The organism is Streptomyces sp. NBC_01707, assembly GCF_041438805.1.
In the GTDB taxonomy this organism is placed as follows: domain Bacteria; phylum Actinomycetota; class Actinomycetes; order Streptomycetales; family Streptomycetaceae; genus Streptomyces.
The window spans coordinates 4,312,759-4,338,892 of the sequence record NZ_CP109190.1 but is presented as its reverse complement, the minus strand read 5'-3'; the positions used below and the strand labels follow the sequence as shown (position 1 = coordinate 4,338,892).

Annotated in this window: 26 protein-coding genes; 12 read left to right on the top strand and 14 right to left on the bottom strand. The window is 69.7% G+C overall.

The genetic code is table 11. The features are described 5' to 3' along the window. Positions 1-48: 48 nt before the first annotated feature. The gene (locus OG963_RS19410) at positions 49-639 is read left to right on the top strand and encodes a 2'-5' RNA ligase family protein (RefSeq protein ID WP_030914487.1); all 591 of its coding nucleotides are present in this window, start codon (positions 49-51) and stop codon (positions 637-639) included. Positions 640-695: 56 nt separating this feature from the next. Here the strand turns inward: OG963_RS19410 and OG963_RS19405 are convergent, their stop codons facing one another. Beyond that, the gene (locus OG963_RS19405) at positions 696-1,451 is read right to left on the bottom strand and encodes a decaprenylphospho-beta-D-erythro-pentofuranosid-2-ulose 2-reductase (protein WP_093773144.1); all 756 of its coding nucleotides are present in this window, start codon (positions 1,449-1,451) and stop codon (positions 696-698) included. A gap of 79 nt (positions 1,452-1,530) precedes the next feature. After that, complete coding sequence (locus tag OG963_RS19400) at positions 1,531-2,880, bottom strand: FAD-binding oxidoreductase (RefSeq protein ID WP_093930826.1); 1,350 nt, start codon at positions 2,878-2,880, stop codon at positions 1,531-1,533. 175 nt (positions 2,881-3,055) lie between these two features. Here OG963_RS19400 and OG963_RS19395 point away from each other — a divergent pair, with 175 nt between their 5' ends. Beyond that, positions 3,056-3,985, top strand: a complete 930-nt coding sequence (locus OG963_RS19395; protein WP_093773140.1) for a YihY/virulence factor BrkB family protein — start codon at positions 3,056-3,058, stop codon at positions 3,983-3,985. Here the strand turns inward: OG963_RS19395 and OG963_RS19390 are convergent. Further along, positions 3,933-5,204: a D-alanyl-D-alanine carboxypeptidase family protein gene (locus tag OG963_RS19390; RefSeq protein ID WP_319324544.1), complete on the bottom strand. Its 1,272-nt coding sequence runs from the start codon at positions 5,202-5,204 to the stop codon at positions 3,933-3,935. The two genes, OG963_RS19395 and OG963_RS19390, sit on opposite strands and share 53 nt — an antisense overlap. Before the next feature lie 121 nt (positions 5,205-5,325). Here OG963_RS19390 and OG963_RS19385 point away from each other — a divergent pair, with 121 nt between their 5' ends. The 3 genes from OG963_RS19385 (at position 5,326) to OG963_RS19375 (ending at position 8,768) form a co-directional block, all read left to right on the top strand. Continuing rightward, positions 5,326-5,571 carry an SCO4848 family membrane protein gene (locus OG963_RS19385; protein ID WP_093773136.1) on the top strand — a complete coding sequence of 82 codons (246 nt, stop codon included), beginning with the start codon at positions 5,326-5,328 and terminating at the stop codon, positions 5,569-5,571. 73 nt (positions 5,572-5,644) lie between these two features. Continuing rightward, positions 5,645-6,943 (top strand): metallophosphoesterase, encoded by a 1,299-nt coding sequence (locus OG963_RS19380; protein WP_176902167.1) that lies wholly within the window; start codon positions 5,645-5,647, stop codon positions 6,941-6,943. Positions 6,944-7,214: 271 nt separating this feature from the next. Further along, positions 7,215-8,768 carry an ABC transporter substrate-binding protein gene (locus OG963_RS19375; protein ID WP_093773132.1) on the top strand — a complete coding sequence of 518 codons (1,554 nt, stop codon included), beginning with the start codon at positions 7,215-7,217 and terminating at the stop codon, positions 8,766-8,768. Between the two features lie 25 nt (positions 8,769-8,793). On the opposite strand, the gene OG963_RS19370 is transcribed toward OG963_RS19375, so the two are convergent. From OG963_RS19370 to OG963_RS19355, 4 genes are all read right to left on the bottom strand, one after another. Continuing rightward, positions 8,794-9,495: a TetR/AcrR family transcriptional regulator gene (locus tag OG963_RS19370; protein WP_093773130.1), complete on the bottom strand. Its 702-nt coding sequence runs from the start codon at positions 9,493-9,495 to the stop codon at positions 8,794-8,796. Between the two features lie 37 nt (positions 9,496-9,532). Then, positions 9,533-9,973, bottom strand: coding sequence for a thiol-disulfide oxidoreductase DCC family protein (locus tag OG963_RS19365; RefSeq protein ID WP_093773423.1), 441 nt, complete (start codon positions 9,971-9,973; stop codon positions 9,533-9,535). Continuing rightward, positions 9,970-10,404: a hypothetical protein gene (locus OG963_RS19360; protein ID WP_030914508.1), complete on the bottom strand. Its 435-nt coding sequence runs from the start codon at positions 10,402-10,404 to the stop codon at positions 9,970-9,972. The genes OG963_RS19365 and OG963_RS19360 overlap by 4 nt, the downstream gene beginning before the upstream one ends. Positions 10,405-10,471: 67 nt before the next feature. Then, the gene (locus OG963_RS19355; RefSeq protein ID WP_093930823.1) at positions 10,472-11,710 is read right to left on the bottom strand and encodes an MFS transporter; all 1,239 of its coding nucleotides are present in this window, start codon (positions 11,708-11,710) and stop codon (positions 10,472-10,474) included. An 88-nt stretch (positions 11,711-11,798) separates the two neighbouring features. Here OG963_RS19355 and OG963_RS19350 point away from each other — a divergent pair, with 88 nt between their 5' ends. Further along, a complete protein-coding gene (locus OG963_RS19350) occupies positions 11,799-12,308 on the top strand; it encodes a MarR family winged helix-turn-helix transcriptional regulator (protein WP_371799276.1) in 510 nt (169 codons plus the stop codon). 100 nt (positions 12,309-12,408) lie between these two features. On the opposite strand, the gene OG963_RS19345 is transcribed toward OG963_RS19350, so the two are convergent. The 6 genes from OG963_RS19345 to OG963_RS19320 all read right to left on the bottom strand — a co-directional run bounded on the left by OG963_RS19345 (position 12,409) and on the right by OG963_RS19320 (position 17,421). After that, complete coding sequence (locus OG963_RS19345; RefSeq protein WP_093773126.1) at positions 12,409-13,032, bottom strand: hypothetical protein; 624 nt, start codon at positions 13,030-13,032, stop codon at positions 12,409-12,411. A gap of 180 nt (positions 13,033-13,212) precedes the next feature. Then, positions 13,213-13,971 carry a succinate dehydrogenase iron-sulfur subunit gene (locus OG963_RS19340; RefSeq protein ID WP_030914518.1) on the bottom strand — a complete coding sequence of 253 codons (759 nt, stop codon included), beginning with the start codon at positions 13,969-13,971 and terminating at the stop codon, positions 13,213-13,215. Then, entirely contained in the window at positions 13,971-15,731 is a 1,761-nt protein-coding gene (sdhA, locus tag OG963_RS19335; protein ID WP_093773124.1) for a succinate dehydrogenase flavoprotein subunit, read from the bottom strand. The genes OG963_RS19340 and sdhA overlap by 1 nt, the downstream gene beginning before the upstream one ends. Positions 15,732-15,760: 29 nt before the next feature. Further along, positions 15,761-16,237 carry a succinate dehydrogenase hydrophobic membrane anchor subunit gene (locus OG963_RS19330; RefSeq protein WP_030914525.1) on the bottom strand — a complete coding sequence of 159 codons (477 nt, stop codon included), beginning with the start codon at positions 16,235-16,237 and terminating at the stop codon, positions 15,761-15,763. Positions 16,238-16,242: 5 nt separating this feature from the next. After that, positions 16,243-16,623 carry a succinate dehydrogenase, cytochrome b556 subunit gene (sdhC, locus tag OG963_RS19325; RefSeq protein WP_078852596.1) on the bottom strand — a complete coding sequence of 127 codons (381 nt, stop codon included), beginning with the start codon at positions 16,621-16,623 and terminating at the stop codon, positions 16,243-16,245. Between the two features lie 264 nt (positions 16,624-16,887). Continuing rightward, positions 16,888-17,421: a 2-oxo-4-hydroxy-4-carboxy-5-ureidoimidazoline decarboxylase gene (locus tag OG963_RS19320; protein ID WP_093930822.1), complete on the bottom strand. Its 534-nt coding sequence runs from the start codon at positions 17,419-17,421 to the stop codon at positions 16,888-16,890. A gap of 322 nt (positions 17,422-17,743) precedes the next feature. Between OG963_RS19320 and OG963_RS19315 the strand changes: the two genes are divergently transcribed. From OG963_RS19315 to OG963_RS19295, 5 genes are all read left to right on the top strand, one after another. Beyond that, positions 17,744-19,345, top strand: coding sequence for a glycoside hydrolase family 20 protein (locus tag OG963_RS19315; protein WP_093773120.1), 1,602 nt, complete (start codon positions 17,744-17,746; stop codon positions 19,343-19,345). 214 nt (positions 19,346-19,559) lie between these two features. Continuing rightward, complete coding sequence (locus tag OG963_RS19310) at positions 19,560-20,258, top strand: DUF4328 domain-containing protein (RefSeq protein ID WP_256328066.1); 699 nt, start codon at positions 19,560-19,562, stop codon at positions 20,256-20,258. Positions 20,259-20,427: 169 nt separating this feature from the next. After that, complete coding sequence (locus OG963_RS19305) at positions 20,428-21,006, top strand: hypothetical protein (RefSeq protein ID WP_093773116.1); 579 nt, start codon at positions 20,428-20,430, stop codon at positions 21,004-21,006. A 298-nt stretch (positions 21,007-21,304) separates the two neighbouring features. Continuing rightward, on the top strand, positions 21,305-22,027 hold the full coding sequence (locus tag OG963_RS19300; RefSeq protein ID WP_030914539.1) for an RNA polymerase sigma factor: 723 nt from the start codon (positions 21,305-21,307) through the stop codon (positions 22,025-22,027). Continuing rightward, entirely contained in the window at positions 22,027-23,184 is a 1,158-nt protein-coding gene (locus tag OG963_RS19295; protein WP_093773114.1) for a hypothetical protein, read from the top strand. The genes OG963_RS19300 and OG963_RS19295 overlap by 1 nt, the downstream gene beginning before the upstream one ends. 188 nt (positions 23,185-23,372) lie before the next feature. On the opposite strand, the gene OG963_RS19290 is transcribed toward OG963_RS19295, so the two are convergent. Next, complete coding sequence (locus OG963_RS19290) at positions 23,373-24,272, bottom strand: L,D-transpeptidase family protein (RefSeq protein WP_093773112.1); 900 nt, start codon at positions 24,270-24,272, stop codon at positions 23,373-23,375. Positions 24,273-24,494: 222 nt separating this feature from the next. On the opposite strand from OG963_RS19290, the gene OG963_RS19285 reads away from it, so the two are divergent. Next, complete coding sequence (locus OG963_RS19285; RefSeq protein ID WP_093773110.1) at positions 24,495-26,075, top strand: methylmalonyl-CoA mutase; 1,581 nt, start codon at positions 24,495-24,497, stop codon at positions 26,073-26,075. Positions 26,076-26,134: the final 59 nt, after the last annotated feature.

Below are 26,134 nucleotides of genomic sequence, written 5' to 3'. Positions count from 1 at the left end.
TGACGGCGCGCAGCCGGCCATCGACCTTCGAAGATTGAGGAGAACGACGTGGGGACCGTAACGCTCGGCGTTTCGATCGCGGTCCCGGAGCCCTACGGCAGCCTGCTCCAAGAGCGGCGCGCGAGCTTCGGGGACCCTGCCGCGTACGGCATTCCCACCCACGTCACCCTTCTCCCGCCGACCGAGGCCGAGGCGGCCGACCTGCCCGCGGTCGAACGGCATCTCGCCCGGATCGCGACCGGCGGCCGCCCCTTTCCGATGCGGCTGTCCGGGACGGGGACCTTCCGCCCCCTGTCGCCGGTCGTCTACGTCCAGGTCGTCGAGGGCGCGTCGGCGTGTGCCTGGCTGCAGAAGCGGGTGCGGGACGCGTCCGGCCCCCTGATGCGCGACCTGCAGTTCCCTTACCACCCGCATGTGACCGTGGCGCACGGCATCGCCGAGGAGGCGATGGACCGGGCGTACGCGGAGCTCTCCGACTACGAGGCGTCCTGGACCTGCGGTTCCTTCGCGCTGTACGAGCAGGGTGCGGATGCGGTCTGGCGCAAGATCAACGAGTTTCCGTTCGGGGCGGAGGGCTCTGCTCCCGCGGTACCCGCACAGGGCGGCTGCTCCGTGGACGAGCCGTCCCTGCAGCCCTGAGGCCGCAGGTGCCGGCCGACCGCGCTGCCGCGGTCTGCCGGGCGTGACCGCGCCGCTCAGACCGGAAGACGCCGGAACAGCGGCCTCGGCACATGGCGCAGTGCCGACATCACGACCCGCAGCGCTCCCGGCACCCACACCGTCTCCGAGCGGCGCCGCAGCCCCGTCACGATCGCGTCCGCGACCGCCTCCGGGGTCGTCGCGAGCGGTGCCCCGGCCGTCCCCGCCGTCGTGCCCGACCGTACGGAGCCGGGACGCACGACCATCACGTGCACCCCGGTGCCGTGCAGGGCGTCGCCCAGCCCCTGGGCGAACGCGTCCAGTCCCGCCTTGCTCGATCCGTAGATGAAGTCGGCGCGGCGGGCCCGCTCGCCCGCCACCGAGGACAGCACCACCAGCGATCCGTGACCCTGCTCCTGCAGTGCGCCGGCGCACACCAGACCGGCGGAGACCGCCCCCGTGTAGTTGGTCTGGGCGACCCGTACCGCGGAGAGCGGTTCCTCCTCGTCGCGCTCCTGGTCCCCGAGGATGCCGAACGCGAGCAGCACCATGTCGATGTCGCCCTCGGTGAAGATCTTGCCGAGGGCGGTCTCGTGGGACTCGGAGTCCAGGGCGTCGAAGTCGACGGTACGGACGTACGCGCCCAGGGCGCGCAGTTCCGCCGCGGCCGACTCCAGCCCGGGCGAGGGGCGTCCGGCCAGCCAGACCGTGCGGGTGCGGCGGGCGATCAGTCGGCGCGCGGTCGCCAGCCCGATCCGGGACGTGCCACCGAGCAGGAGCAGGGACTGCGGGGCACCGAAGGCGTCCTTCACGAAAACACTCCTGACGGGGGCGGCGGACCGCGAGTTGGTGAGAGGCGGGGGAAGGAGAGCCGGTGGGCGTGGCACGGGCTCAGAGCGCGAGGCGGCGGGAGAGGTCCGAGCGGAACGCCCCGTCCGGGTCCAGTTCCGCGCGCAGCGCCCGGAATTCGGACAGTCGTGGATACATGACGGCCATCGTCTCGGGGCGCAGCCTGGAGTCCTTCGCCAGGCTGACGCGGCCGCCCGCCGCCGCCACCTCCTCGTCCAGCCCGTCGAGGAAGCGGGCCAGGCCCGGCAGGGCGGCAGGCAGATCGAGGGCGAGCGTCCAGCCCGGCATCGGGAAGGACAGCCAGCCCGGATCACCGTCCCCGAAGCGCTTGAGCACGGCGAGGAACGACGGGCAGCGGCGCTGCGAGATCCGCCGGACGATCCGGCGCAACGCTTCCTCCTGTCCGTGTCCGACGACGAACTGGTACCGCACGAAGCCGCCGCGGCCGTAGACGCGGTTCCAGTGCGGTACGGCGTCCAGCAGGTGGAAGTACGTGGACAGCTTCTGGAGTTCACCGGTGCGGAACTTGGGGGCTCTGCGGTACCAGAGCTCGTTGAACAGGGCGGCCGAGGTACGGCCGAGCAGTCCGTCCGGTACGAACGCGGGCGCCGCGGGCAGCCGGCCCGGGCGGAACACGAGCGGTGTGCGCCGGTCGCGCGCCGGGAGCGCATGCAGGGGTGCGTGCTCCCCGCGGGTGAGGACGGCGCGCCCGGTCGCCCGGCCGCGGGCGAGGAGGTCGATCCAGGCGGCCGAGTAGCGGTAGCGGTGGTCGGAGGCGGTGAGCCGGGCCATCAAGTCGTCCAGATCGACGGCCCGTTCGGTGTCGACCGACATGAGTGACGTCGCGACGGGGTGGAACTGGAGCGTGGCCGACAGGATCACCCCGGTCAGTCCCAGGCCGCCCGCGGTCGCGTCGAAGAGGCGGGTGCCGGGCCGCACCGTCCGGATCGAGCCGTCGGCGGTGAGCACCTCCATGGCCCGTACGTGCCGGGAGAACGAGCCGGAGACGTGCTGGTTCCTGCCGTGGATGTCGGCGCCGATCGCGCCGCCCACCGTGACGTAACGGGTCCCGGGGGTGACCGGCACGAACCAGCCGAGCGGCAGCAGTACTTCCATCAGCCGGTGCAGGCTCACGCCCGCGTCGCACACCACCAGGCCGACCGCGGCGTCGACGGTGCGGATCCGGTTCAGCGCGGTCATGTCGAGTACGGAGCCGCCCGCGTTCTGCGCCGCGTCGCCGTAGGCCCGGCCGAGGCCGCGGGCGATGGAACCACGGGGTCCGCAGCCGCGTACCGCGATCGACGCCTCCTCGTACGTACGGGGACGGAACCGCAGCGCGGTCGTCGGGGCGGTGCGGCCCCAGCCGGTCAGGGACACGGTGTCGACGGACATGATGGTGACCGTATCGCCAGGGAAAACACCTTTGAGGGATTTGTTACAACACTCACCGAAATGGGTGTTTGGAAGGGCGTCATCCACTCAGGATGCGAACCGTCAGCCGCCTACCGGAAGAGTGCGGTGAGGGCCGCCCACCGGTTTTTCGCGCCCAGGAGGGTACGCGCACGTCATGGACTGGCTGAAGAAACTCCCCGTCGTCGGGCCACCCGTCTCGTGGCTGATGACGACGCACGCCTGGCGCTCGTACGAAACGCTCGACCGGGTCCACTGGGCCAGGCTCGCCGCCGCGATCACCTTCATCAGCTTCCTCGCGCTCTTCCCGCTGATCGCGGTCGGCGCGGCGGTCGGCGCGGCGATGCTCTCCACCGAGCAGTTGCACAAGATCGAGGACAAGGTCGCCGAGCAGGTGCCCGGCATCTCCGACCAGCTCGGCATCGCGGGTCTGGTGGCCCACGCGGGGACGGTCGGGCTGGTCGCCGGTGTGCTGCTGCTCCTCACCGGCGTCGGCTGGATCGGTGCGATGCGCGGCTGTCTGCGCGCGGTCTGGGAGATGGACGACGTGGACCAGGGCAACCCGGTCGTCCGTAAGCTCAAGGACGCCGGACTGCTGGTCGGCCTCGGCGGGGCGGCGCTCGTCACCCTCACCGCCTCCACGGCCGGCTCCACCGCGGTCGGCTGGACCGCTCGGCTGGTGGGCATCTCCGACCGGGGGGCCGGCGGGGTGCTGCTGCAGATCGCAGCCCTGTTGGTGGCCGCCCTGGCCGGCTTCCTGCTGCTGCTCTATCTGCTGACCCTGCTGCCCGGCGTCCAGCCGCCGCACCGCCGGCTGGTCACGGCCGCGGTGATCGGCGCGATCGGCTTCGAACTCCTCAAGCTGCTGCTCGGCAGTTATATGAAGAGCGTCGCGTCGAAGAGCATGTACGGCGCCTTCGGCGTGCCGGTCGCCCTCCTGCTCTGGATCAACTTCACCGCGAAACTGCTGCTGTTCTGCGCCGCCTGGACGGCGACGCCGAGCAGGCGGCGGACGAAGGAGGGCGCCGGGGACGTCAGCGGCGAGGAAGGCGGCGCACCAGGTCCGGCAGCGGCCAGCGCCGGTTGACCAGGAAGACCCCGCCGGCCAGCAGCACCAGGACTCCGCCGACGATCGCGAGCGCGATCCCGACCCCGCTGGAGCCCGCCGCGGCCGTCTTGGTGGTGCCCGAACCGTGCTTGCCCTTGTTCGCCGCGCCGTTGGCGCCGGTCGTGCTCTGTCCGCCGCCCGATTCCGTGCCCTTGCCCGTTCCCGTCTCCGCCGACTTCGGGGGGACCAGTTCACCGACCGGGGTCACCTTGCCGGCCGCGTCGAAGCCCCAGTCGAGCAGGCTCGCGGCCTCCTTGTAGACGGCGTGACTCTCGTGGGACTTCGGGTTCATGACGGTGACGAGCAGCACCTTGCCGTTGCGCTCGGCGACACCGGTGAAGGTGTTGCCCGCGTGAGTGGTGTAGCCGTTCTTGACGCCCGCGATGCCCTTGTACGGCTCGACGCCGACGTCACCGGTGAGCAGCCGGTTGGTGTTCTGGATCTGGAAGGCCTCGCGCTTCTTGCCGGCCTTCTTCTCGCCGGGGAATTCGGCCGTGGCAGTCGAGCAGTACTCGCGGAAGTCCTCCTTCTGCAGTCCGCTGCGGGCGAACAGCGTGAGGTCGTACGCGCTGGAGACCTGGCCGGGGGCGTCGTAGCCGTCGGGCGACACCACGTGTGTGTCGAGGGCCTGCAGCTCCTCGGCGTGCGCCTGCATGGCGGTGACGGTCTTGGGGACGCCGCCGTACATCGAGGACAGCACATGCACCGCGTCGTTGCCGGAACGCAGGAAGACGCCGAGCCACAGGTCGTGGACCGTGTACGTCAGGCGCTCCTTGACGCCGACCAGGCTGCTGCCCTCACCGACGTCGGCGAGATCCTTGTTCGTCACCTTGTGCGTCAGGGTCTTCGGCTGGAGCTCGGGCGCGTCCATGACCGTGTCCGCGAACAGCATCTTCAGGGTGGAGGCCGGGGGCAGCCGCCAGTGCGAGTTGTGGGAGGCGAGCACCTCGCCGCTCTCCGCGTCCGCGACGATCCAGGACCGTCCGGTGAGGTCCTTCGGCAGCACCGGCGCGTCCGGCCCGAGATCGACCTGGGTGCCGACGAGGCCGAGCCGCCCGCCGCCCACCTTCGACATCGGGGCGGTCGGCTTCGGGTCGTCGGTGGTGTCCTTGCTGACCGCTGACGCGGGGCCGACGACAAAGGTGGACAGCAGAACGGCGGAGGTGACCGTCAACACGGTCTTTTTCAGAGCAGGCACGGTCGGAAACGTACAGGCAGATGATGTGCAGGGGGATGCGGACCGCCGGACCGGCCAACCGGACCGCCAGGACAGCCCACCCCGAGCGGCCCGGCCGGAGCGCGGTGGCGATACTGGATTCATGAAGCTCACCCGTCCCATCTCCTGGTTCCTGCTCGCCTTCGGGGTGTGGAGCTGGTGCATTTGGGTCACTTTCGCCAAGAATCTATGGAAAGACGGCAGTGGACTTGCCTTCGACGACGCGGGTGACCCGACTGCCTACTTCTGGGTGCATCTGCTGCTCGCCATCACGTCCTTTCTTCTGGGGACGGCGGTCGGTCTGATCGGGTTGCGCGGACTCAGGGCTCTGCGCCACGAACGTGCATAACCGGCCGCACTGCGACCGGACATAGGCGTACGAAACACAGACGTGCGGAACCGGAGTGGGAGCGCAAGTGGCAGTGGTCTTCGTTCTGGTGGCGGTCGCGGTCCTCGCGCTGCTGGTCGGTGTGCACCGCTATGTCTGGCGTCGTCTTGTCGGTGACACGACGGCGCCGGGCAGCGCGCTGCGCCGGGCGGGCACCGTGGCGGCCTGGCTGCTGCCCCTGCTGAGCATCGGCGCTCTGGTCTCCGGGCGCGCCGGCGCGCCGTTCGGGCTGCAGCAGACGCTGGCCTGGCCGGGCTTCCTCTGGCTGGCGGCGCTGCTGTATCTGACGCTCGCTCTGCTGGTGGGTGAGGCGGTACGGCCGGTTCTGCGGCGGGTGCTTGCCCGCCGCGCGGCGGATGGCGGGACTGCCGACAGGGCCGGTGCCGCCGCCGGGGGCGATGCGGCTGAAATGGGCTCATCTCCTGCTGAAGTGACCGCGAGTGGGACGCCCGCGGCCCCGGCCACCCTCGTCGTCGAAGCCCCCGCCCCGCCGTCGGCGGCCGTACATCCGTCCCGTCGCCTGTTCGTGGCGCGGGCCGTAGGGGGCGCCGCGGCCGTCGCCGGGCTCGGGACCGTCGGATACGGCACGTACGGCGTGCTCCGCGGCCCGCGCGTCAAGCGGGTCACCGTCCCGCTCGCCAAGCTTCCCCGGTCCGCGCACGGTTTCCGGATCGCCGTCGTCAGCGACATCCACCTCGGCCCCATCCTGGGCCGCGCCCACACCCAGCGGATCGTCGACACGATCAACCGCACCCAGCCCGATCTGATCGCTGTCGTCGGCGATCTCGTGGACGGAACCGTCGCCGACCTCGGCCCGGCTGCCGAACCGCTGGCGGGCCTGACCGCCCGTCACGGGGCGTTCTTCGTCACCGGTAATCACGAGTATTTCTCCGGCGCGGCCCAATGGGTCGATCACGTAAGGGAATTGGGTCTTCACCCGCTGGAGAACGCGCGGGTCGAGACAGCCGGATTCGATCTGGCCGGGGTCAACGACATCGCCGGGGAGAGTGAGGGACAGGGACCCGATTTCGAGCGCGCCCTCGGCGACCGGGACCGTGCCCGCGCCTCCGTCCTCCTCGCCCACCAGCCCGTGGTCATCGACGACGCGGTCGCGTACGGGGTGGACCTCCAGCTCTCCGGCCACACCCACGGCGGCCAGCTCTGGCCGGGCAACTACCTTGCCGAACTGGCCAACCCCACGGTCGCCGGACTCGAACGCTACGGCGACACCCAGCTGTACGTCTCACGGGGCGCGGGCGCCTGGGGTCCGCCGGTTCGGGTCGGCGCACCCTCCGACATCACCGTCGTGCAGCTCGCCTCCCGACACGCCTAGTCGCGGACGGAGTCCACCGGTCACCGCACAGCCGCACCGCACCGATGCGCCGCGGGACCGCGCCGGCAACTGCCCCGCACAACCACACAGCACCTCCATCTTTTTCGGCCGTTCGGCCCGTCGGAGGTTTCAACTGCCAAAGAGTTGGCTAAGTGGTGCGGGTTTCCTCTTCCAGATGTGAAAATCGTGTGATTGGCTGAGTTCGCGCATGTGGTGATGTGCGTTTCTGAGCACATCTGCCCGGGTGGGGCTGGTAAGGGAGAGCACGGCAATGCGGTCGATCCGGGTACGGATTCTCGCGATTTTCGCGGTTTTGGTCATCGCAGGCGTCGGTGCCTGGCAGTTGCTTCCCTCGGACGAGGTGAAGAAGGACCCGATCACGGTCGGCACGACGGACGAAGTGACCTCACTCGACCCCGCAGGTGCCTACGACGCCGGTTCCTGGGCGATGTACAGCAACATCTACCAGTCCCTCATGACGTTCAAGTCCGGGGCGATCGTCCCCGAGCCGGACGCCGCCGAGAGCTGTGGGTTCATCGGCCAGAAGCTGCAGACATACCAGTGCAAGCTGCGTGACGATCTGACCTTCTCCAGCGGCCGGAAGGTCACCGCCGCCGATGTGGAGTACTCCATCGAGCGCATGATGCGGATCAAGACGGACGTCGGCCCGTCGGTGCTGTTCCCCAGCCTGAAGAACGTGGTGTCCGAAGGCCGCACGATCACCTTCAACCTCTCCTCGCGTGACGCGACCTTCCCGCAGAAGCTCGCCACCGGGGCCGGTTCGATCGTCGACCGCGACCAGTACCCGGCGGACAAGCTCCGCACCGGGAACACGGTCGACGGCTCGGGGCCGTACATCCTGAAGTCGTACGTGCCGGGCGCCGAGGCCGAACTGGTCCCGAACCCCAAGTACAAGGGCGCACTGAAGAAGACCGGAGTCGCGGTCGACGTCCGCTACTACAAGCAGTCGGACGATCTCCTGGCGGCCTGGAAGTCCGGACAGATCGATGTGACGCACCGTCAGCTGCCGCCCGCCACGCTCGCCGAGCTCAACCCCGGTGACCCCGACAAGCACATCACCGAGGCGGACAGCGCCGAGATCCGCAACCTGGTGTTCAACGTGCGGCCCGGGGCTCCGCTCGCCAACAAGAAGGTCCGGCAGGCCATCGCGTCGATCATCGACCGCGGGCCGCTGGTGACGGACGTCTACAAGGGCACCGTCGAGCCGCTCTACTCGCTGATCCCTCAGGGCTACATCGGGCACAGCACACCGTTCTTCGACGACTACCCGACGCCCGACCCGGCGCGCGCCAGGAAGCTGATGGAGGAGGCCGGGGTACAGATCCCGCTGCACATCAACTTCGCCTACCGCGCCGACGACGCGTACACCAAGGAGACCGCCGAGCTGCGCCGCCAGCTGGAGGCGGACGGACTGTTCAAGGTCTCGGTCAAGGCCGTGGAATGGCAGGCCTTCCAGAAGGGGTACGCGGCGGGCAAGTACGACGCCTACACCGTCGGATGGCTGCCCGACTACCCGGACCCCGACACATTCAGCCAGCCGCTCGTCGGCCGCGACACCAGCCTTCACAACGGCTACACCAGCAAGAAGATGGACCAGCTGATCTCGGCCACGCTGCAGTACAGCGACCGCGGCCGCACCGCGGGGGACTTCAAGGACCTTCAGGCCCTGGTCAGCGAGGACGTGCCGCTCGTACCGCTGTGGCAGAAGAAGGACTACGTCGTCAGCACGACCGAAGTCTCCGGCTCGCAGTACCTGTCGGACGGCACGGGCATCTGGCGGCTGTGGGAACTCAACTGGATCTAAGTGCTGTCCCGGGGTCCGCGGCCGGTCACCCGGCGGTCCCGGGCAGGAACTCCCTCAGCACGTCGTGGACCTGACGCACGAGCGGTCGCAGCACCCGGAACCGGGAGAGCGCGATCGCTCGTGCGCCGATCGGGGCGGTGCGTTCGACGAGACGGCGGCTGCGCTCGGCGCCCTCCGTCCGGTCGTACACCCAGAACAGCACCAGACCCATCTGTATCAGCCACATCAACTGCGGCAGTTCTTCCGTCATGTCGGGGTCGGTCTTGGTGCTGGAGCCGGCCAGGCACCGTTCGTGAATGGAGATCGCCGCCTCCCGGGCCGCGACCGACTCCTTCGAAAACGGGGAGAGGGGGCTTTCCGGGTCGGCGGCGTTCTTGAAGAACTGGGCGGCGAAGCGGTGGTACGGCTCGGCCACGTCGAGCCAGCAGAGCAGCACTCCGCGGATGCGTACGGCCAGGTCCTTGTCACCGGCCAGGATCGGCTGGACCGCCGCCTCGTGCTCGGCGGCGAGCCGGTCGTAGAAGCCCTGGACGAGGTGTTCCTTGCCGGCGAAGTAGTAGTAGGCGTTTCCGACGGAAACCCCGGCCTCCTGCGCGATGGCCCGCATCGTCGTCTTGTCGTAACCGCGTTCCTCGAAGAGCCGGAGCGCAGTTTCGAGGATGAGTGTGCGGGTCTGCTCGCTCTTGGGAGCCTTGACTTCCTTCACGTCCTTCACTTCCTTCACCACGCCCCCGAGGGTATCCGCCCGGACCGGGGATGTGCGCCTAGCCTTCGAGGTCCGGGACCTGGCAGGCCTCGTCCCCGGGCTCGCAGGGCGCGGCCGTCACCGACCGGTACTTCGCGGCGGCCAGCACCGACGCCCGGGCGAACGGCAGACCCGCCGGGGTGGCCAGCCAGTGGGCCTTGGGCCGGTGCTCGGCCAGCGCCCAGAGACAGACGATCCAGGCGGAGGTCCCGCGGTAGATCTGCCCCCGGTCGCCGATCACGGTGATCTCGGAGAGCGTTCCGGTGTGGTCGAGTCCGGGGAATCGGCGCCGCGCCTCCTCGGAGGCCGCCGGGACGAGATCGAGCGGGACGAGCTGACGCTGCTTCATCAGCCAGTGGCGCACATGGACGCAGAGCGAGCACTGCGCGTCGTAGAGCACGGTGAGCCGTTCGACGGGCGTCCGCCGCCCGTCGAACGGGGCCGTGACCTGTCCGGTCACCGGCCGGTGGCGGGTGCGGCCCACGGGCCTTGGCCGGTGGGGCCCGTCCAGCCCTGCGGCGGTACGGGCGGGGTCTGCTCGCGCTCCATCAGACCGCGGCGGCGGATCTTGTTGAGTACGTAGACGTTCCCGAGGTGCATCACTCCGAGGACGAGCAGGACGACGCCGACCTTCACCGAGAGCGCCTCGAAGAGCCCGCGGGCGTCGGCGACCGCGTCGGAGTTCTTCAGGTACAGGGTGACGAAGCCCAGGTTGACGAGGTAGAAGCCGACCACCAGCAGGTGGTTGACGGCGTCGGCGAGCTTTTCGTTTCCGTGCAGGACGTCGGCGAGGAAGACCTTGCCGTTTCGGCTCAGTGTGCGGGCGACCCAGACGGTGAGTGCCACGCTGATCAGCAGGTAGATGACGTACGCGACAACAGTGAGGTCCATGCCCCACCCTCCCTTGAACGCGTTCAAAAGCTGTTGTCATGGACTGTAGACCTGTATTTGAACATGTTCAAGCCGGTACTCCGGGGTGATCCTCCCGTGCGCTCCCGGACTTCGCGGCCGGCGCCCTGAAGTGCCGTACGCCCGGCACTGCCGCGGTGGCCAGACAGGCCGCACCGACAGCCACCGCGGCGACGGCGAGCGGGACTTCGGCCCCCCAGGCCGAGGCGGCGAGCGGGGCCAGGGCGTAGCCGAGCGGCATCGCGGCGAGGGAGAGCAGCCAGTCGTACGACGTCACGCGGGCCAGTGCGTGGGCGGGTACGGCGGACTGGACGGAGGTGTCCCAGACCGGGCCGAGGAAGCCGAGACCCGCCTGTGCGATCCCGTACGCGGCGATGGTCAGTGCGGCCGGAGCGCCCGCAGCGAGGAGTCCGAGCGGGAGCGCGTAGGTGGCGAGTCCCAGGTTGGCGACCAGGACCGGGCGGCGTGGGCGGGCGCGGCCGGCCAGCAGTGAGCCGAGCAGCAGGCCGATCGCACCGGTCTGGAGCAGTGCGATCCAGACGGTCTTGCCGCCCATCTCCCGTACGGCGAGGGCCGGGCCCAGGGTCATCAGCACGGCTGCCGCGCCGTTCCAGGCCGCGTGGGCGATCAGGCTCGTCCAGTACCAGTCGCGGCTGCGGACCTCGCCCCAGCCCTCCTTGAGGTCGCTGAGCACCGACCGGTGCGGGATCGGCACGTGCCGGACCTTGATGGCGGACAGCAGTGCGGCGCTCACCGCGAAGCTCGCGGCGTCCAGCACGAAGGCCCAGCCCGGACCTGCGGTGAGGATCAGGGTTCCCCCGAGCGCGGGGCCGGCTACCCGGGTCGCACTGTTCACGACGGCCATCAGGGAGTTGGCGCGCAGGAGTGCCGGCGCTTCCACGGTTCCGATGATCAGCGGCGACGAGGTGGGCATGGCGAACGCGCTCGCCGCCCCGCCGATCGCCTCGGCGACGGCGATCTGCCACAGCTGGGGGGCGCCGGAGAGCAGCTCCAGCCCGACGAAGAGCTGGGTCGCGCACCGTACGAGATCCGTGGTGAGTGCGACCGTACGGGCGTTGAAGCGGTCGCCGACGACGCCGCCGAGCGGCAGCAGGATCAGCCGGGGCACCATCGCGCACGCCAGGACCAGAGCGAGCGCGGCGGTCGAGCCGGTGGCCAGATAGACGGCGAGCGAGAGTGCGGTGGGGATGGCGGCGTCGCCGAGGAGGGAGAGGGTGCGTCCGATGAAGAGCAGGCGGAAGGCGCGCGTACGCAGGGGATGCGGCATGCGCAGGAATCTATTTCGACACCGAACTATTCGTCAACGAAATATCAGGTACCGAAGTATGTCGAGGCTCCGGGCGTACCCTTTCCTCATGGAGCGAAGCGACTGGACCGACGGACATGTGGAGCGGTGGAAGCCCGTGCTTCCCGACCTCGATCCCGATGTCGAGGGTGCGGTGACCCGCATGAAGAAGCTGTCGGTCCATCTGCGCCGGGTACGCGAACAGTCCCTGGTCGACTTCGACCTGGACCGCCAGGAGTTCGACACGCTCCACAAGCTCGCCGGCCGCGGCGGAAGGGCGGCCCCCTCCGAGCTCGCCGCCGACCTCGACCTGGCCCCCGCCTCCGTCACCGGCCGGCTGGACGCGCTCGAGCGGCGCGGCTTCGTGCGTCGTACGCCGTCGACCACGGACCGGCGACGGGTCAACGTGGAACTCACCGAGGAGGGTCGCTCGACCTGGCTCGGCGCGATGGACTTCCTCGGCCATGAGGAGTACCGGCTGCTCGGCGTCCTCGACCCGGACGAACGCACCCTGCTCAACGACATGTTGCGGCGCATCATGTTCGTCGCGGAGGACCGGGACGACGCCCGGTGGGACTGATGCCGACGGGGGCCACGCTGCCCGAACGGCTCCGCGTCGCAACGCCGGCAGGGGCGTTGCCGTTGCCCGGCCCCGCCCCCGTTCCCCCGCGTACTGATCGTCAGATGCTCATCGAACGCGCCGTGTTGATCTGGGCCATCACCATCTGGAAGGTCTCCGGGCCCGTCGCCGCGATCATCGTCGAATGGTGCCGGCCACCGCTGGTCACCGAGACCTGGATGAAGCCGGTCGTCTTCTTCTCCTTCATCAGGAGGAAGAGCAGCCCGATCAGGCAGAGCAGGGCGAAGATGATCGCGAGCACGATCGCGACCGTCGGGATCTTCTCCTCGGTGCGCGACATGTCGGTGGCCGTCCACACCGCGCCCTTGAGAGGCATCGTGCCGGACGGCGTCACGATCGAGTCGTTCATGACGGTGATGTCACCGAACGACAGCATCGGCGCACTGCCGCCGGGACCCGGACCCTGCTGCGGCGGGAAGCCGTAACCGGGCAGGGGCGGCTGGACGGCCGGCTGGTTCGCGTTCGGGTAGCCGTAACCGGGGCCCTGCTGGGCCGCGGAGTCGGGCAGCTGCTGCGGGTAGCCGTACGTCGGCGTACCCGCGCCGGGCGTGCCCGCACCCGGGTAGCCGTACCCCTGGGCGTCCGGGACGGTGGGCGGATTGCCCGGCTGCTGGGGAGGTCCCCACTTGCCTGAGTCGTCCGCGTACGGATTCGGATCGCTCAACGTTCCCCGCTCTCGATCAAGCTTGTGCGCCCCGCGCCTTGCTGCGCCGGGGGCGGCGAACCGGTGTCCGGTTCCGCACGACCGTACCGTCAAGGCCCGAGGAGCGCAGCAAGAGGCCCCGCTTCCCGCGGCGTTGACGCGGAAAGCGGGGCCTCCAGTGCAACTGGCGCAGCCGAAGGGTCAGAAGCGACGCGTGATCAGGGCGCGCTTCACTTCCTGGATCGCCTTGGTGACCTCGATACCACGCGGGCAGGCGTCCGTGCAGTTGAAGGTCGTGCGGCAACGCCACACACCGTCACGGTCGTTGAGGATCTCCAGGCGCTGCTCGCCGCCCTCGTCGCGCGAGTCGAAGATGAAGCGGTGTGCGTTGACGATCGCCGCCGGGCCGAAGTACTGGCCGTCGTTCCAGAAGACCGGGCACGACGAGGTGCACGCGGCGCACAGGATGCACTTGGTGGTGTCGTCGAACCGCTCGCGGTCCTCGGCGGACTGCAGACGCTCGCGCGTCGGCTCGTTCCCCTTGGTGATGAGGAACGGCATGACATCACGGTAGGCCTGGAAGAACGGGTCCATGTCGACCACGAGGTCCTTGAGGACCGTGAGGCCCTTGATGGCCTCGACCGTGATCGGCTTCTCCGGGTTGATGTCCTTGATCAGCGTCTTGCAGGCGAGCCTGTTCTTGCCGTTGATCCGCATCGCGTCGGAGCCGCAGATGCCGTGCGCGCAGGAGCGACGGAACGTCAGCGTGCCGTCGACGTCCCACTTGATCTTGTGAAGGGCGTCGAGAACACGCTCCTTCGGGTCGATCTCGATCTGGAAGTCCTGCCACTGGGCCTCGTCGGAGACCTCGGGGTTGAAGCGGCGGATCCGGAAGGTGACCGTGATGTACGGGGAGGCGGCGGACTCCGCCTCCACCTTGTCCAGAGTCGGGGTTGCCATCAGTACTTACGCTCCATCGGCTGGTAGCGGGTCTGGACGACCGGCTTGTAGTCGAGCCGGATCGACTCGGTGCCGTCGTCGGCGACCTCGCGGTACGCCATGGTGTGGCGCATGAAGTTGACGTCGTCGCGGTTCGGGTAGTCCTCGCGGTAGTGACCGCCGCGGGACTCCTTGCGGGCCAGCGCGGAGGTCGCCATGACCTCGGCCAGGTCGAGCAGGTTGCCCAGCTCGATGGCCTCCAGGAGGTCCGTGTTGAACCGCTTGCCCTTGTCCTGGATGGACACGTTCAGGTAGCGCTTGCGCAGCTCGGCGATCTTGTCGACGGCCGTCTTGATGGTCTGCTCGGTACGGAACACCATCACATTGGCGTCCATGCACTCCTGCAGCTCCAGACGGAGCGTCGCGACCCGCTCGGAGCCCGTCGAGTTGCGCAGCCGTTCGACCTGGTCGACGACCAGCTGCGCCGGGTTCTCGGGAAGCTCGACGAAGTCGTTCTTCGCGGAGTACTCGGCGGCGGCGATGCCCGACCGGCGTCCGAAGACATTGATGTCGAGCAGCGAGTTGGTGCCCAGACGGTTGGCGCCGTGCACGGAGACGCACGCGACCTCGCCCGCGGCGTACAGGCCCGGGACGACGGTGGTGTTGTCGGCCAGCACCTCGCCCTGGACGTTGGTCGGGATGCCGCCCATGGCGTAGTGCGCGGTCGGCTGGATCGGGATCGGGTCCGTGTAGGGCTCGATACCGAGGTACGTGCGCGCGAACTCGGTGATGTCCGGGAGCTTCGCGTCCAGCTGCTCCGGCGGCAGGTGCGTGAGGTCGAGGTAGACGTGGTCGCCCTCGGGACCGCAGCCGCGGCCCTCACGGATCTCCGTGTAGATGGAGCGGGACACGACGTCACGGGACGCGAGGTCCTTCATGACGGGCGCGTACTTCTCCATGAAGCGCTCGCCGTCCTTGTTGCGGAGGATGCCGCCCTCACCACGAGCGCCCTCCGTCAGCAGGATGCCCATGCGCCAGATGCCCGTCGGGTGGAACTGGAAGAACTCCATGTCCTCCAGCGGCAGACCGCGGCGGTACGCGGCGGCCTGGCCGTCACCGGTCAGGGTGTGGGCGTTCGACGTCACCTTGAAGAACTTGCCGGTGCCGCCGGAGGCGAAGATGATCGCCTTCGCCTGGAAGACGTGGATCTCGCCGGTCGCCAGCTCGTACGCGACGACGCCCGCGGACTTCTTCAGCCCGGTCTCGGGGTCCTCCTGCAGCAGCAGGTCCAGGACGTAGAACTCGTTGAAGAACTCCACGCCCTCCTTGACGCAGTTCTGGTACAGCGTCTGGAGGATCATGTGGCCGGTGCGGTCCGAGGCGTAGCAGGACCGGCGGACCGGGGCCTCGCCGTGGTTACGGCTGTGGCCGCCGAAGCGACGCTGGTCGATCTTGCCCTCGGGCGTGCGGTTGAACGGCAGGCCCATCTTCTCCAGGTCGAGAACGGAGTCGATGGCCTCCTTCGCCAGGATCTCGGCGGCGTCCTGGTCGACCAGGTAGTCACCACCCTTGATCGTGTCGAAGGTGTGCCACTCCCAGTTGTCCTCCTCCACGTTGGCGAGCGCGGCGGCCATGCCGCCCTGCGCGGCGCCCGTGTGGGAGCGGGTCGGGTACAGCTTCGTGAGCACGGCGGTACGGCTGCGCTTCGTCGACTCGATGGCCGCACGCATGCCGGCGCCGCCGGCGCCGACGATGACGGTGTCGTACTTGTGGATCTGCATGATTTCCTCTGGTCCCTCTGGCCCGGCGCCTAGCGGATGTTCGGGTCGAAGGTGAAGATCACCAGCGTGCCCAGCAGGACGGTGAACACCGTGGCGGTGTACAGGAGCATCTTCAGCCAGAAGCGGGTGTTGTCCCGTTCGGCGTAGTCGTTGATGACCGTACGGAGGCCGTTGGCACCGTGGAGCATGGCCAGCCACAGCATCGCCAGGTCCCAGACCTGCCAGAACGGCGAGGCCCAGCGGCCCGCCACGAAGGCGAAGCCGATCTTGGAGACGCCGCCGTCCAGCACGAGCTGGATCAGCAGGTGGCCGATGACCAGGACGACGAGAACGATGCCCGACAGGCGCATGAAGAGCCAGGCGTACATCTCGAAGTTGGTGCGCGAAGCCTTGGGGCTCTTGCCCGTCCGCTTGCGCGGGGGCTCGATGACCGGGGCCGGGTGGTCGACGTCGTAGAGGCTGACGCCTTCGACGGAGCCGATCGCGGCGGAGGACTCGGTGGACATTGGCCTCAGCTCCCGAAGACTTCGCGTACGGCGTGGCCGAGGACGGGGTACAGCGCCCCGACCATCAGCACGACCCAGATGCCCACGGCGGACCAGAGCATCTGCTTCTGGTAGCGCGGGCCCTTGGCCCAGAAGTCCACGGCGACGATGCGGAGACCGTTCAGCGCGTGGAAGAGAATCGCGGCCACCAGGCCGTATTCGAGGAGCGCGACGATCGGCGTCTTGTACGTGGCCACGACGTCGTCGTAGGCCTCGGGGGAGACGCGGACGAGAGCGGTGTCCAGGACGTGTACGAACAGGAAGAAGAAAATGAGGACACCGGTGACTCGATGAGCCACCCAGGACCACATGCCTTCCCGGCCGCGGTACAGCGTTCCAGCCGGCACGGAAGAACCCTCCGGGAGCGGGGATTGGGGTCGGCCGGCTTGACTGTCGGTCTGACCCGGCCGGGTACGGTCCACCGGCCCCGGCCATCGTAGCGACGGTTTGTCGGTTCGTTCGCGCGGGGGCCTCTGGTGTGATCAAAGTGGCAATCAAACAGGCACGGACGGGCTAGGGCCTCTCGTTCGGATCACGCCGGGCGCGCGGGGTCCGGGACGCACGGTGCTCCAGCCTGATCCGAAGGAAGGGCCCTGGGGTCTGCCCGGCCTTCAGGGCGTGTCCGCCGGGTCCTTCTCCGTGTCCGTCATCAGATCGATGATGCGGCCCCGCGCCAGTCTGCGCATCTCGTCGGCCGTGACCACCCGCTCCTCGTCCGGCTCGTGGCCCAGCCTGGCCCGGATGCCGGCCAGCACCTGGTCCGGGTGCTCGGGAGGCAGGAAGGCGTCCAGGCAGATCACGAAGACATGGCCGAAGCGGCACTCGTAGGCGGCATGAGCGGCGCTCAGCGCAAGATGTGCGGACGGGGGTGCGGCGTGGTGCAATCCGGGGGAGTCCTCGGCGGCGAGCGCCTCGGCGAGATCGGCCGGAGCCATGTCGTACCCCGCCTCGTCGGCTGCGGCGAGCAATGCGCCCAGATCGGGATACGGGCGGTGGGCGGCCAGCCGCTGTGCCCAGCGGCGGCTGCCGCAGCAGCCGAGCAGGGCGGCTTCCGCGGCGGCGGGTGATGCGGTGTTGAACCGGTCGAACCCGCGGGAGGGGGCGCCGACGCGGGCCGGGGCCGGACGGCTGTTCTGGACGGGCATGGTGGGCCGGACGTCGTGGTGTGGCGGTGGTTCGGGGAGGCCGGCGTGGGACTCGCTGGGCCTGGACAGCGTGAGCTCCTCGGATCATCGGCATCTGTGACCCTGGCGTGGTGGGACGGAAAGAGACCAGGGGATGCAGGGTGAGGGAGAGACGAATGTGATCCAACGCTAGCGAGGCTGGGTAACGGCCGTCCGAAGGATGCGCGAATATCACCCGGAAGTGAGAGTTTCGGAACGCTCGATGGACGAATCCCCGAGGAGAATGCCCGGCTATCTCCACGCTTTTACCCGATTGCCCCCCTATACCGGAGGTTTCTGACCGATGTCGCCCTCACGCGGTGCGCTCGTGGCCGGCGCCGCCCTCACCGTGGCAGCCGCGGTGACGATCGTCGTCGTCTGGCCGGACGCATCCGACACCGGACGCCGGGGAGGGACGGCCGTGGCCAGCACGCCGTCGCACACCTCCCCGTCGCCGACCCGCAGCTACCCGCTCTCCACCGCACCCCGCACCATCCCCGCCGTACGCGAACACATCCCCGCCCGGGGCCCCGGCTGGCAGCCGGGGCCGGACAGCTCCGTCGTGATCGGCGACGGCAGCGGGGCGCTCGCGGACGAGGGGCAGCTGCTCGCCAAGGAGCTGAAGATCAGTTACCGGGGTGCCGTGCCCGCCCGTTCGGGCGATGTCGAGCTGGCCCTCGGAACCCCCGGCAAGGGTGCGCCCGAGTCGTACACCCTGAGGACCCACGACGGGAGGGTCACCATCACCGGCCCCGACCAGGCGGGTGTCTTCTACGGAACCCGCACCCTCAAACAGTCGCTGCGCGCCGACGGCACCATGCCCGAGGGGGAGGTGCGCGACCGCCCCGACCGGCCGCAGCGCGGGCTCAACCTCGACATCGCGCGCAAGTACTACAGCGTGGGCTGGATCGAGGACCGGCTGCGCGAGATGGCCGACCTCAAGCTCAACCAGCTGGGCCTGCACTTCTCCGACGACCAGGCATTCCGGATCCAGTCCGACACCCACCCCGAGATCGTGTCGCCCGAACATCTCACCAAGGCGGAGGTCCGCCAGATCCTCGCCCTCGCGGGCCGGCTGCACATCGACGTGGTCCCCGAGATCGACTCCCCGGGCCATCTCGGCGCCGTCCTGCGCGCCCACCCCGAACTCCAGCTGCGCAACACCGCGGGCGTGCGCTCGACCGGGTCGATCGACATCTCCCGTCCCGATGCGGCGAAACTCATCGACCAGCTGATCGGCGAGTTCGCGGAGCTCTTCGGCGGTAGGTACTGGCATCTCGGCGGCGACGAATACCGGGCGCTGACGGTCCAGAACCCCGCCGCCTCGTACCCGCAGCTGCAGCGCGCCGCCCAGCTGAAGTACGGCTCGGCGGCCGGCATCAAGGACCTCGCCACCGGATGGCTCAACGACCGGGCGGCGGTGGTGCGCCCGCACGGCCTGCAGCCGAAGGCCTGGAACGACGGCTTCTTCCGCGACGGAATCGTCCGGGCCGACAAGGACATCGAGGTCGAGTACTGGACGGGAAAGGAGTACGGCGCCCGGCCGCCGGAGGAGTACCTGAGTGAGGGCCGCAAGGTGGTGAACCTCAACGACGAGTTCCTCTACTACGTGCTCGGCCAGCCCAACGCGTTCGTCTACCCGACGGGGAAGCGGATCTACGAGCAGTGGACGCCGCTCGTCCTGCGCGGCACCCAGCCGGTCCCGGCCCGCTACTCGGGTCAGATCCTGGGCGGCCGGTTCGCGGTGTGGGGCGACCTGCCGCAGGCGCAGACCCCGGCGCAGGTGGCGGCGGGGATCCGGATGCCGCTGCGGGCCACGGCCCAGAAGCTCTGGGATCCGAGGAAGCCGGCGCTGAGCTGGGGTCAGTTCCAGGCGCTCGCCGGGGCGATCGACAAGACGGGCTGAGCGGGCCGTACCGGATGTCGATGGACATCACGGTGGGCCAGGGCTACATTCCGCTTGCCGTGCGCTCCGGGGGTGGAGACGCGCGTTCTTGCGAAAGAATTCAGAACCCTGGGGGGTCCCCTTCATGCTGTGCTCAACCTGCCGTATCAGACCGCCGGTCACCGCGGAGGGGTTCTGCATCCTGTGCGCCGGGCCTGCCGGGGCGTCGGCGCCGATGCCTGCGGCCCCGTCCTTCGCGTCGCCGCAGCGGCTGCTGCGCTCACCCGACGGGCTCGCGAAGGCCGTCGTCATCCTGCTCGTGGTCGCTGCCGTGTCCGACCTGCTCGCCGTGCTCGCGGGGCTGAACGTCCGCAGCCTGCTCGGCGACGCGCTGGACAACGGCTTCGCGACGTTCGACGACGCCGAGGCGGATCGTGCCGACAACCTGTACATGGCCTCAGGAGTCCTCCAGCTCCTGGTGATGCTGGCCACCGGCGTCGTCTTCATCCTCTGGTTCCGGCGGGTGCGGCTGAACGCCGAGGTGTTCGACGCGAGCATGCAGCCGATGAAGCCCGGATGGGCGGTCGGCGCGTGGTTCGTCCCGTTCGCCAACCTGGTCATGCCGCAGCGGATCGCGAGCGGCATCTGGGCCGCGAGCGCCCAGACCCATACCGACGGCAGCTGGCGCACGGTTTCCACGACTCCGCTCAATCTGTGGTGGGGGGCCTGGGTCTGCTCGTCGGTCTTCTCCCGGTACGCCTCCCAGCAGTACATGAAGGCGGAGGAGGCACAGGAGGTCATGGACGCGGCCGGCCGGATGCTGGCCGCCGATGCGCTTGGCATCGTGGCGGCGGTGTTCGCGATCCTCTTCGTGCGCAAACTGACCCGGATGCAGGGGGAGCGGGCGGCGCTGGGTGTGTATCCGCTCAGCTGAGGACGAACCGGTTGAGGCTCAGTGGGGGACGAACCCCCCTTAGGGGGTGCTATTTCAGACTCCAGCAGTGACGATTTTGAGCCATTCGACGCTGTAAGCGGTATGCGGCAGCGGGAAGTGCCGCGTCCCCGTGCACCCGTACGGGGACAGGCCGACGGGGGAGAAGCCGATGAGCCTGCTGGAACTGATCGCCGCCGCGGACGAGCGGGCACTGGCCGCGAGCGGAATCGCCTGCCTCGACCGATGCCTGCCGCAGCCCGCGGAGGGCGCCGACCCCGACCCCCTGCGTCCGCTCTGGGCGGGCTGCGCCGACCGTGACGAATGGCCGGATCGTCTGGCCGAAGCCCGCGCGGTGCTGAACGACCTGCCGTCCGGGGCGGACGGGACGGTGCCGGCGATACGGAAGCTGCTCGGCGATGCGCCTGCGGAGCGGACGGATCCGGGGCTGCGGGCCTGGGCGGATGCCTGCTCGCTGCTGGCCCTGCAGGTCCACCTCGGGCAGGACGCGGCGCCCGCTGCCGGGGACGATCTGCTGCGGCGCTGCCGCGAGGACGGTCCGGCGGGGGCCGGGCCGCTGGTCGCCGGGGAGGTGGGCCGGCAGATCCGGATCCTGGAGATGCTGGCCGAGTCGGCGGGGGCTTCCCCTGCGGGGGCCGGCCTGCGCCAGGCATTGGACGTCTCGACCGAGGGACAGCGGGTGCTCCGTGCGGCGACGTCGCGGCGGGCGCGCGGGCGCGGGCCTGCCTGATCGATCCCGCTCGATCGACGGAGTGCCGCACACACTCAAGAAGTTGACGAGGACGACCGGGGCCGCCACCCCCCACAGGAGAGGCCCCGGTCGTCTTCCGCGGGGCCGCAGGACGACCCCGTACTCATCTCAGCGCCGCGACTGCGTTTTCTGTCACACCGCACGGTGCCCGTGAAATGTTGCGGGTTGTACAAGTCATGGACGTGGCCCCCGCGAAGGACGTAGCGTGCTGAGTCGCGCAGGGTGGCGCGGCAGTGGTGACCAGCTGCGATTCAGGACAGCAGGGCAGGTTGAGGGAGTGCTGGGGGACGACGCGGAGCTGACCGCCGCGGTGCTCGCGGCACAGGACGGGGACGAAGACGCTTTCCGTACTGTGTACCGCGCAGTGCAGCCGCGGCTGCTGGGTTACATACGGACGTTGGTGGGGGAGCCGGACGCCGAGGACGTGGCGTCCGAGTCCTGGCTGCAGATCGCGCGGGACCTCGACCGGTTCAGCGGCGACGCCGACCGGTTCCGGGGGTGGGCGGCGCGTATAGCCCGTAACCGCGCCCTCGATCATCTGAGGATGCGCGGCAGACGCCCCGCGGTCGGTGGCGACGAGACGGAGCTGTCCGAGAAGCCGGCCGAATCCGACACCGCCGACGAGGCGATGGAGGCCCTGGCCACCGGCCGTACCATGTCCCTCATCGCCCAGCTGCCGCAGGATCAGGCCGAGGCCGTGGTGCTGCGTGTGGTGGTCGGCCTGGACGCGAAGAGTGCGGCGCAGACGCTCGGCAAGCGACCGGGGGCGGTTCGTACGGCTGCGCACCGCGGGCTGAAACGGCTGGCGGAACTACTCCATGCCGACAGCGGCGAGACCGGCACGAACGGCGACGGGCGCGGTGTTTCCCACCCGCACGGGAGCGCGGCAGGTCAGGCGGCGGAGCTCGATGCCGTACCCGCGCAGCGTGTCTCGCGCACCGGACTGACGGCGTCCGCCGGTGTGACGCATTCGCGTCCGTGGACGCAGAGGAACATGTGATGGCCGACGAACAGCACGAATGGCTTGACAAGGACGCCGCGGAGAGATTGCTCCGCGGTGAACCGGTCGATCCCGTCGACGGCCACGCGCGTACCGAGGCCGCACGGCTCATGGCCGCGCTGGCCGCCGCCCGCGGAGCCCGGCCGGCCGACGGCGAACTGCCGGGTGAGGCCGCCGCGCTGGCCGCCTTCCGTGCAGTCCCGCGTGCCGCCCGTACGTGGGCACGGTCCGAGACGCAGTCGGCGCAGGCGGCGGGGCACGCCGCACGGAGCAGCGAGCCGGAGCAGACGGGGCAGCCAGGACCAGGTGCGCAACCGGGAGTGCCCGAGACGCTCGGAGCGATCCGCATCGGCCCCGCCTCCTCCGCCCGGTCCTCCTCGTGCTTCTCCGCCCGCTCCGGCGGCGACATGCGTCCCCGGCGCTGGAGACGGCCCCTCCGCTTCGGTCTCGCCGCTTCCCTCGCGGGCTTCGCGCTCGGTGGGGTCGCCGTCGCCGCGGGTACGGGCGTGCTTCCGGGGCCGTTCGGTGGGCACGCCGACCCGCTGCCCGCCTCCTCCGTATCGGCGCCCGCCTCCCCGGGGGAGCTGGGATCCGGGCCCACGTCCGACAGGACGCCCGTCCCGCCGGCGGTTTCCCCGGGCCCGGACACCTCCCCCGACCCCGCCGCGCCGTCCACCCCCGGCGACGGAACCCGCAGGGGCGACGACGGTGCGAACGACCAGGACGGTCGAGGCGGTACGGAAGGCGACGGTCACGGGGACGACGTCGACGCCGCTCCCCGTTCCGTTGGCGGGACCGCCCGCGACAGCACCTCCGGCGGCGGCCGGGACGGCACGTCCGGCAAATGGCTGGGCCGGACCGTCAGGGCCTGCCGCGACTACCGCGACGGCGACCTCGACGCCGACCGCAGGCGCCGCCTCGTAGTGATGGCCAGGGGCGCCGGCAACCTGGACCGGTTCTGCAAGCGCGTCCTGGAGCGGCCCGACGGCGACGGCGGTTACGCGCAGGAGGGCAGCGGCGACGGCGGCGGATACGGCGAGGTCACGGGAGACGACGGTCCGGACGCGGTCCGGTCGCTCTGGTTCAAACCCGCCACTCCACCGCCGTCGGCCCCTGCGCTCCCGGCCGTCCCGGGCGGCGCTGCGGCCACTCGCTGAGCCGCGCCGGCCGCTCCGCTGCCACCGGGTGTGACATTTTCTGAGCCGTCGGCGCAGTACAGAGTGAGCCGACTGGTCATCGGCAGCGCACAGAGCCGGGGTTCCCCCCGTACCTTCGGCTCAGCGCACCTGGCGCGGGCGGGACACGTTCCCCCGGTCCCGCCCGCGCCCCCTTCCCCACTTCGCCCTCACCAGTAGATGACGACCTTGTCGCCGGTGCGGACCTGGTCGAAGAGTGCGGCGATCTTCCCCTCGTCCCGGACGTTCACGCACCCGTGCGAGGCGCCGCTGTAGCCTCGGGCCGCGAAGTCCGCCGAGTAGTGCACGGCTTGGCCGCCGCTGAAGAACATCGCGTACGGCATGGCCGTGTGGTAGATCGTCGACACATGGTGCCGGGACTTCCAGTAGATGGAGAAGGTGCCCTCGCGGGTCGGCGTGTACTGCGAGCCGAACCGTACGTCCATCGTCGAGACGACACGGCCGTCGATCATCCAGGACAGGGTCCGGCTGTTCTTGCTGATGCAGAGCACCCGGCCGGTGAGGCAGCGCTCGTCGGGTGCGGCGACGGGGCGGGAGGTCGGCGGGTTCAGCTCGGCGGCCGTCGGCTTCCGGGTCATGGCGAGCAGCTTCTGCCAGGTGAGCGTGTCCGTCCTGCCGGTACGGGACAGTCCGCGCTTGCCCTGGAAGGACTGCACGGCGGCGACGGTGAGGGTGCCGTAGTAACCGGTGGGAGTACGGCCGAAATGACCGATCTGCCGGAGCCGGGCCTGCAGTTCCCGTACCTGCTTGCCCTGGGAGCCGGTCGCCATCAGCGTCTTCCCCTGCGGGTCGGGCTTCGGCGTGGCGGACGGTGTCGGTGAGGCCGTCGGCTTCGAGGCGGCCGCGGCGGGTTTGGCGTCGTCGGTCGCCGGGGCGGAGGCCTTCGGCGGTGACGACGTGGCCGCCGGAGACCCGTTGGCGGGCTGCGCCTTGCAGCCCGCGGTGGTGGCGGTCAGAGCGAGGAGGACGACGGCAGCCACCGCTGCGCCGCCCGGGTGCCTTGCTGTCCGGCCGATCGTTCCTGCACCGTGCCCGATTCTGTGTGTCATCCTCGGCCCCCTGCTTCCTTCGGTATCTGTTGGGACGGATTCCCGCTCTGCTCGGTTGCCAAAGCCCGCGCATGATGGTGAGTGCGGTGGGGAAGGCCCGTAGGACGCACCTTGTGAGCAAGGTCCCAGCCCGTGCCTCTCCATCGGTCGCACGCCCGCCGCTACAGTCCGTCGCGAGGGTCGTTGGTTACCAGTAAGTAGCTCCAGCGGGAGGCACAGCAGATGACGCGCGAGTCGGAGTCGGGACTGCCCATCGAGCCGGTGTACGGGCCGGACGCACTCGACGGGTGGAACGCCGACGACAAACTGGGCGAGCCGGGCGCCTACCCCTTCACCCGCGGTGTCTACCCGTCGATGTACACCGGCCGGCCGTGGACGATGCGTCAGTACGCCGGGTTCGGCACGGCCTCCGAATCGAACGCCCGCTACAAGCAGCTGATCGCCAACGGCACGATGGGCCTGTCCGTCGCCTTCGACCTGCCCACCCAGATGGGCCATGACTCCGACGCGCCGATCGCGTCGGGAGAGGTCGGCAAGGTCGGGGTGGCGATCGACTCGGTCGAGGACATGCGGGTCCTGTTCGGCGGGATCCCGCTCGACAAGGTCTCCACATCGATGACGATCAACGCGCCCGCCGCGCTGCTCCTCCTCATGTACCAGCTGGTCGGCGAGGAGCAGGGCGTTCCGGCCGACCGGCTGACCGGCACCGTCCAGAACGATGTCCTGAAGGAGTACATCGCCCGCGGCACGTACATCTTCCCGCCCAAGCCGTCGCTGCGGCTGATCGCCGACATCTTCAAGTACTGCAAGGCCGAGATCCCGAAGTGGAACACCATCTCGATCTCCGGCTACCACATGGCGGAGGCCGGTGCCTCGCCCGCGCAGGAGATCGCGTTCACTCTCGCGGACGGCATCGAGTACGTCCGTACCGCCGTCGCGGCCGGTATGGACGTCGACGACTTCGCCCCGCGCCTCTCCTTCTTCTTCGTCGCCCGTACGACGATCCTCGAAGAGGTCGCCAAGTTCCGCGCCGCCCGCCGGATCTGGGCCCGGGTGATGAAGGAGGAGTTCGGTGCGAAGAACCCCAAGTCGTTGATGCTGCGCTTCCACACCCAGACCGCCGGCGTCCAGCTGACCGCCCAGCAGCCCGAGGTCAACCTGGTGCGCGTCGCCGTCCAGGGGCTCGGCGCGGTTCTCGGCGGTACGCAGTCGCTGCACACCAACTCGTTCGACGAGGCGATCGCGCTGCCGACCGACAAGTCCGCGCGACTGGCCCTGCGTACCCAGCAGGTCCTGGCGTACGAGACGGACGTCACGGCCACCGTCGACCCGTTCGCCGGTTCGTACGTCGTCGAATCGATGACGGATGCCGTCGAAGCCGAGGCCAGGGACCTCATGCTCAAGGTCGAGGACATGGGCGGGGCGGTCAACGCGATCGAGCGCGGCTTCCAGAAGAGCGAGATCGAGCGCAGCGCCTACCGGATCGCCCAGGAGACGGACAGCGGGGAGCGCGTCGTCGTCGGCGTCAACCGCTTCCAGCTCGACGAGGAGGAGCCGTACGAGCCGCTCCGCGTCGACCCGGCGATCGAGGCTCAGCAGGCGGCCCGGCTGGCGAAGCTGCGGGCCGAGCGCGACCAGGGCGCGGTCGACGAGGCGTTGGGCCGGTTGAAGAAGGCGGCCGAGGGGACGGACAACGTCCTCTACCCGATGAAGGACGCACTGGCGGCGCGGGCGACGGTCGGTGAGGTGTGCAACGCGCTGCGGGAGGTGTGGGGGACGTACGTGCCGACGGACGCGTTCTGATCCGTCCGGACGGGCACCGGGCAGGAACACCACCCGAGGAGGGTGTCGTACCCGCGTGC

Excerpts from the sequence above, each read along its gene's own strand:
- OG963_RS19400 (WP_093930826.1), bottom strand. The coding sequence starts at position 2,880 with ATGTCCGTCGACACCGTGTCCCTGACCGGCTGGGGCCGCACCGCCCCG.
- OG963_RS19395 (WP_093773140.1), top strand. The coding sequence starts at position 3,056 with ATGGACTGGCTGAAGAAACTCCCCGTCGTCGGGCCACCCGTCTCGTGG.
- OG963_RS19385 (WP_093773136.1), top strand. The coding sequence starts at position 5,326 with ATGAAGCTCACCCGTCCCATCTCCTGGTTCCTGCTCGCCTTCGGGGTG.
- OG963_RS19375 (WP_093773132.1), top strand. The coding sequence starts at position 7,215 with ATGCGGTCGATCCGGGTACGGATTCTCGCGATTTTCGCGGTTTTGGTC.
- OG963_RS19360 (WP_030914508.1), bottom strand. The coding sequence starts at position 10,404 with ATGGACCTCACTGTTGTCGCGTACGTCATCTACCTGCTGATCAGCGTG.
- OG963_RS19355 (WP_093930823.1), bottom strand. The coding sequence starts at position 11,710 with ATGCCGCATCCCCTGCGTACGCGCGCCTTCCGCCTGCTCTTCATCGGA.
- OG963_RS19350 (WP_371799276.1), top strand. The coding sequence starts at position 11,799 with ATGGAGCGAAGCGACTGGACCGACGGACATGTGGAGCGGTGGAAGCCC.
- OG963_RS19340 (WP_030914518.1), bottom strand. The coding sequence starts at position 13,971 with ATGGCAACCCCGACTCTGGACAAGGTGGAGGCGGAGTCCGCCGCCTCC.
- sdhA (WP_093773124.1), bottom strand. The coding sequence starts at position 15,731 with ATGCAGATCCACAAGTACGACACCGTCATCGTCGGCGCCGGCGGCGCC.
- OG963_RS19330 (WP_030914525.1), bottom strand. The coding sequence starts at position 16,237 with ATGTCCACCGAGTCCTCCGCCGCGATCGGCTCCGTCGAAGGCGTCAGC.
- OG963_RS19320 (WP_093930822.1), bottom strand. The coding sequence starts at position 17,421 with ATGCCCGTCCAGAACAGCCGTCCGGCCCCGGCCCGCGTCGGCGCCCCC.
- OG963_RS19315 (WP_093773120.1), top strand. The coding sequence starts at position 17,744 with ATGTCGCCCTCACGCGGTGCGCTCGTGGCCGGCGCCGCCCTCACCGTG.
- OG963_RS19310 (WP_256328066.1), top strand. The coding sequence starts at position 19,560 with ATGCCTGCGGCCCCGTCCTTCGCGTCGCCGCAGCGGCTGCTGCGCTCA.
- OG963_RS19305 (WP_093773116.1), top strand. The coding sequence starts at position 20,428 with ATGAGCCTGCTGGAACTGATCGCCGCCGCGGACGAGCGGGCACTGGCC.
- OG963_RS19295 (WP_093773114.1), top strand. The coding sequence starts at position 22,027 with ATGGCCGACGAACAGCACGAATGGCTTGACAAGGACGCCGCGGAGAGA.
- OG963_RS19290 (WP_093773112.1), bottom strand. The coding sequence starts at position 24,272 with ATGACACACAGAATCGGGCACGGTGCAGGAACGATCGGCCGGACAGCA.
- OG963_RS19285 (WP_093773110.1), top strand. The coding sequence starts at position 24,495 with ATGACGCGCGAGTCGGAGTCGGGACTGCCCATCGAGCCGGTGTACGGG.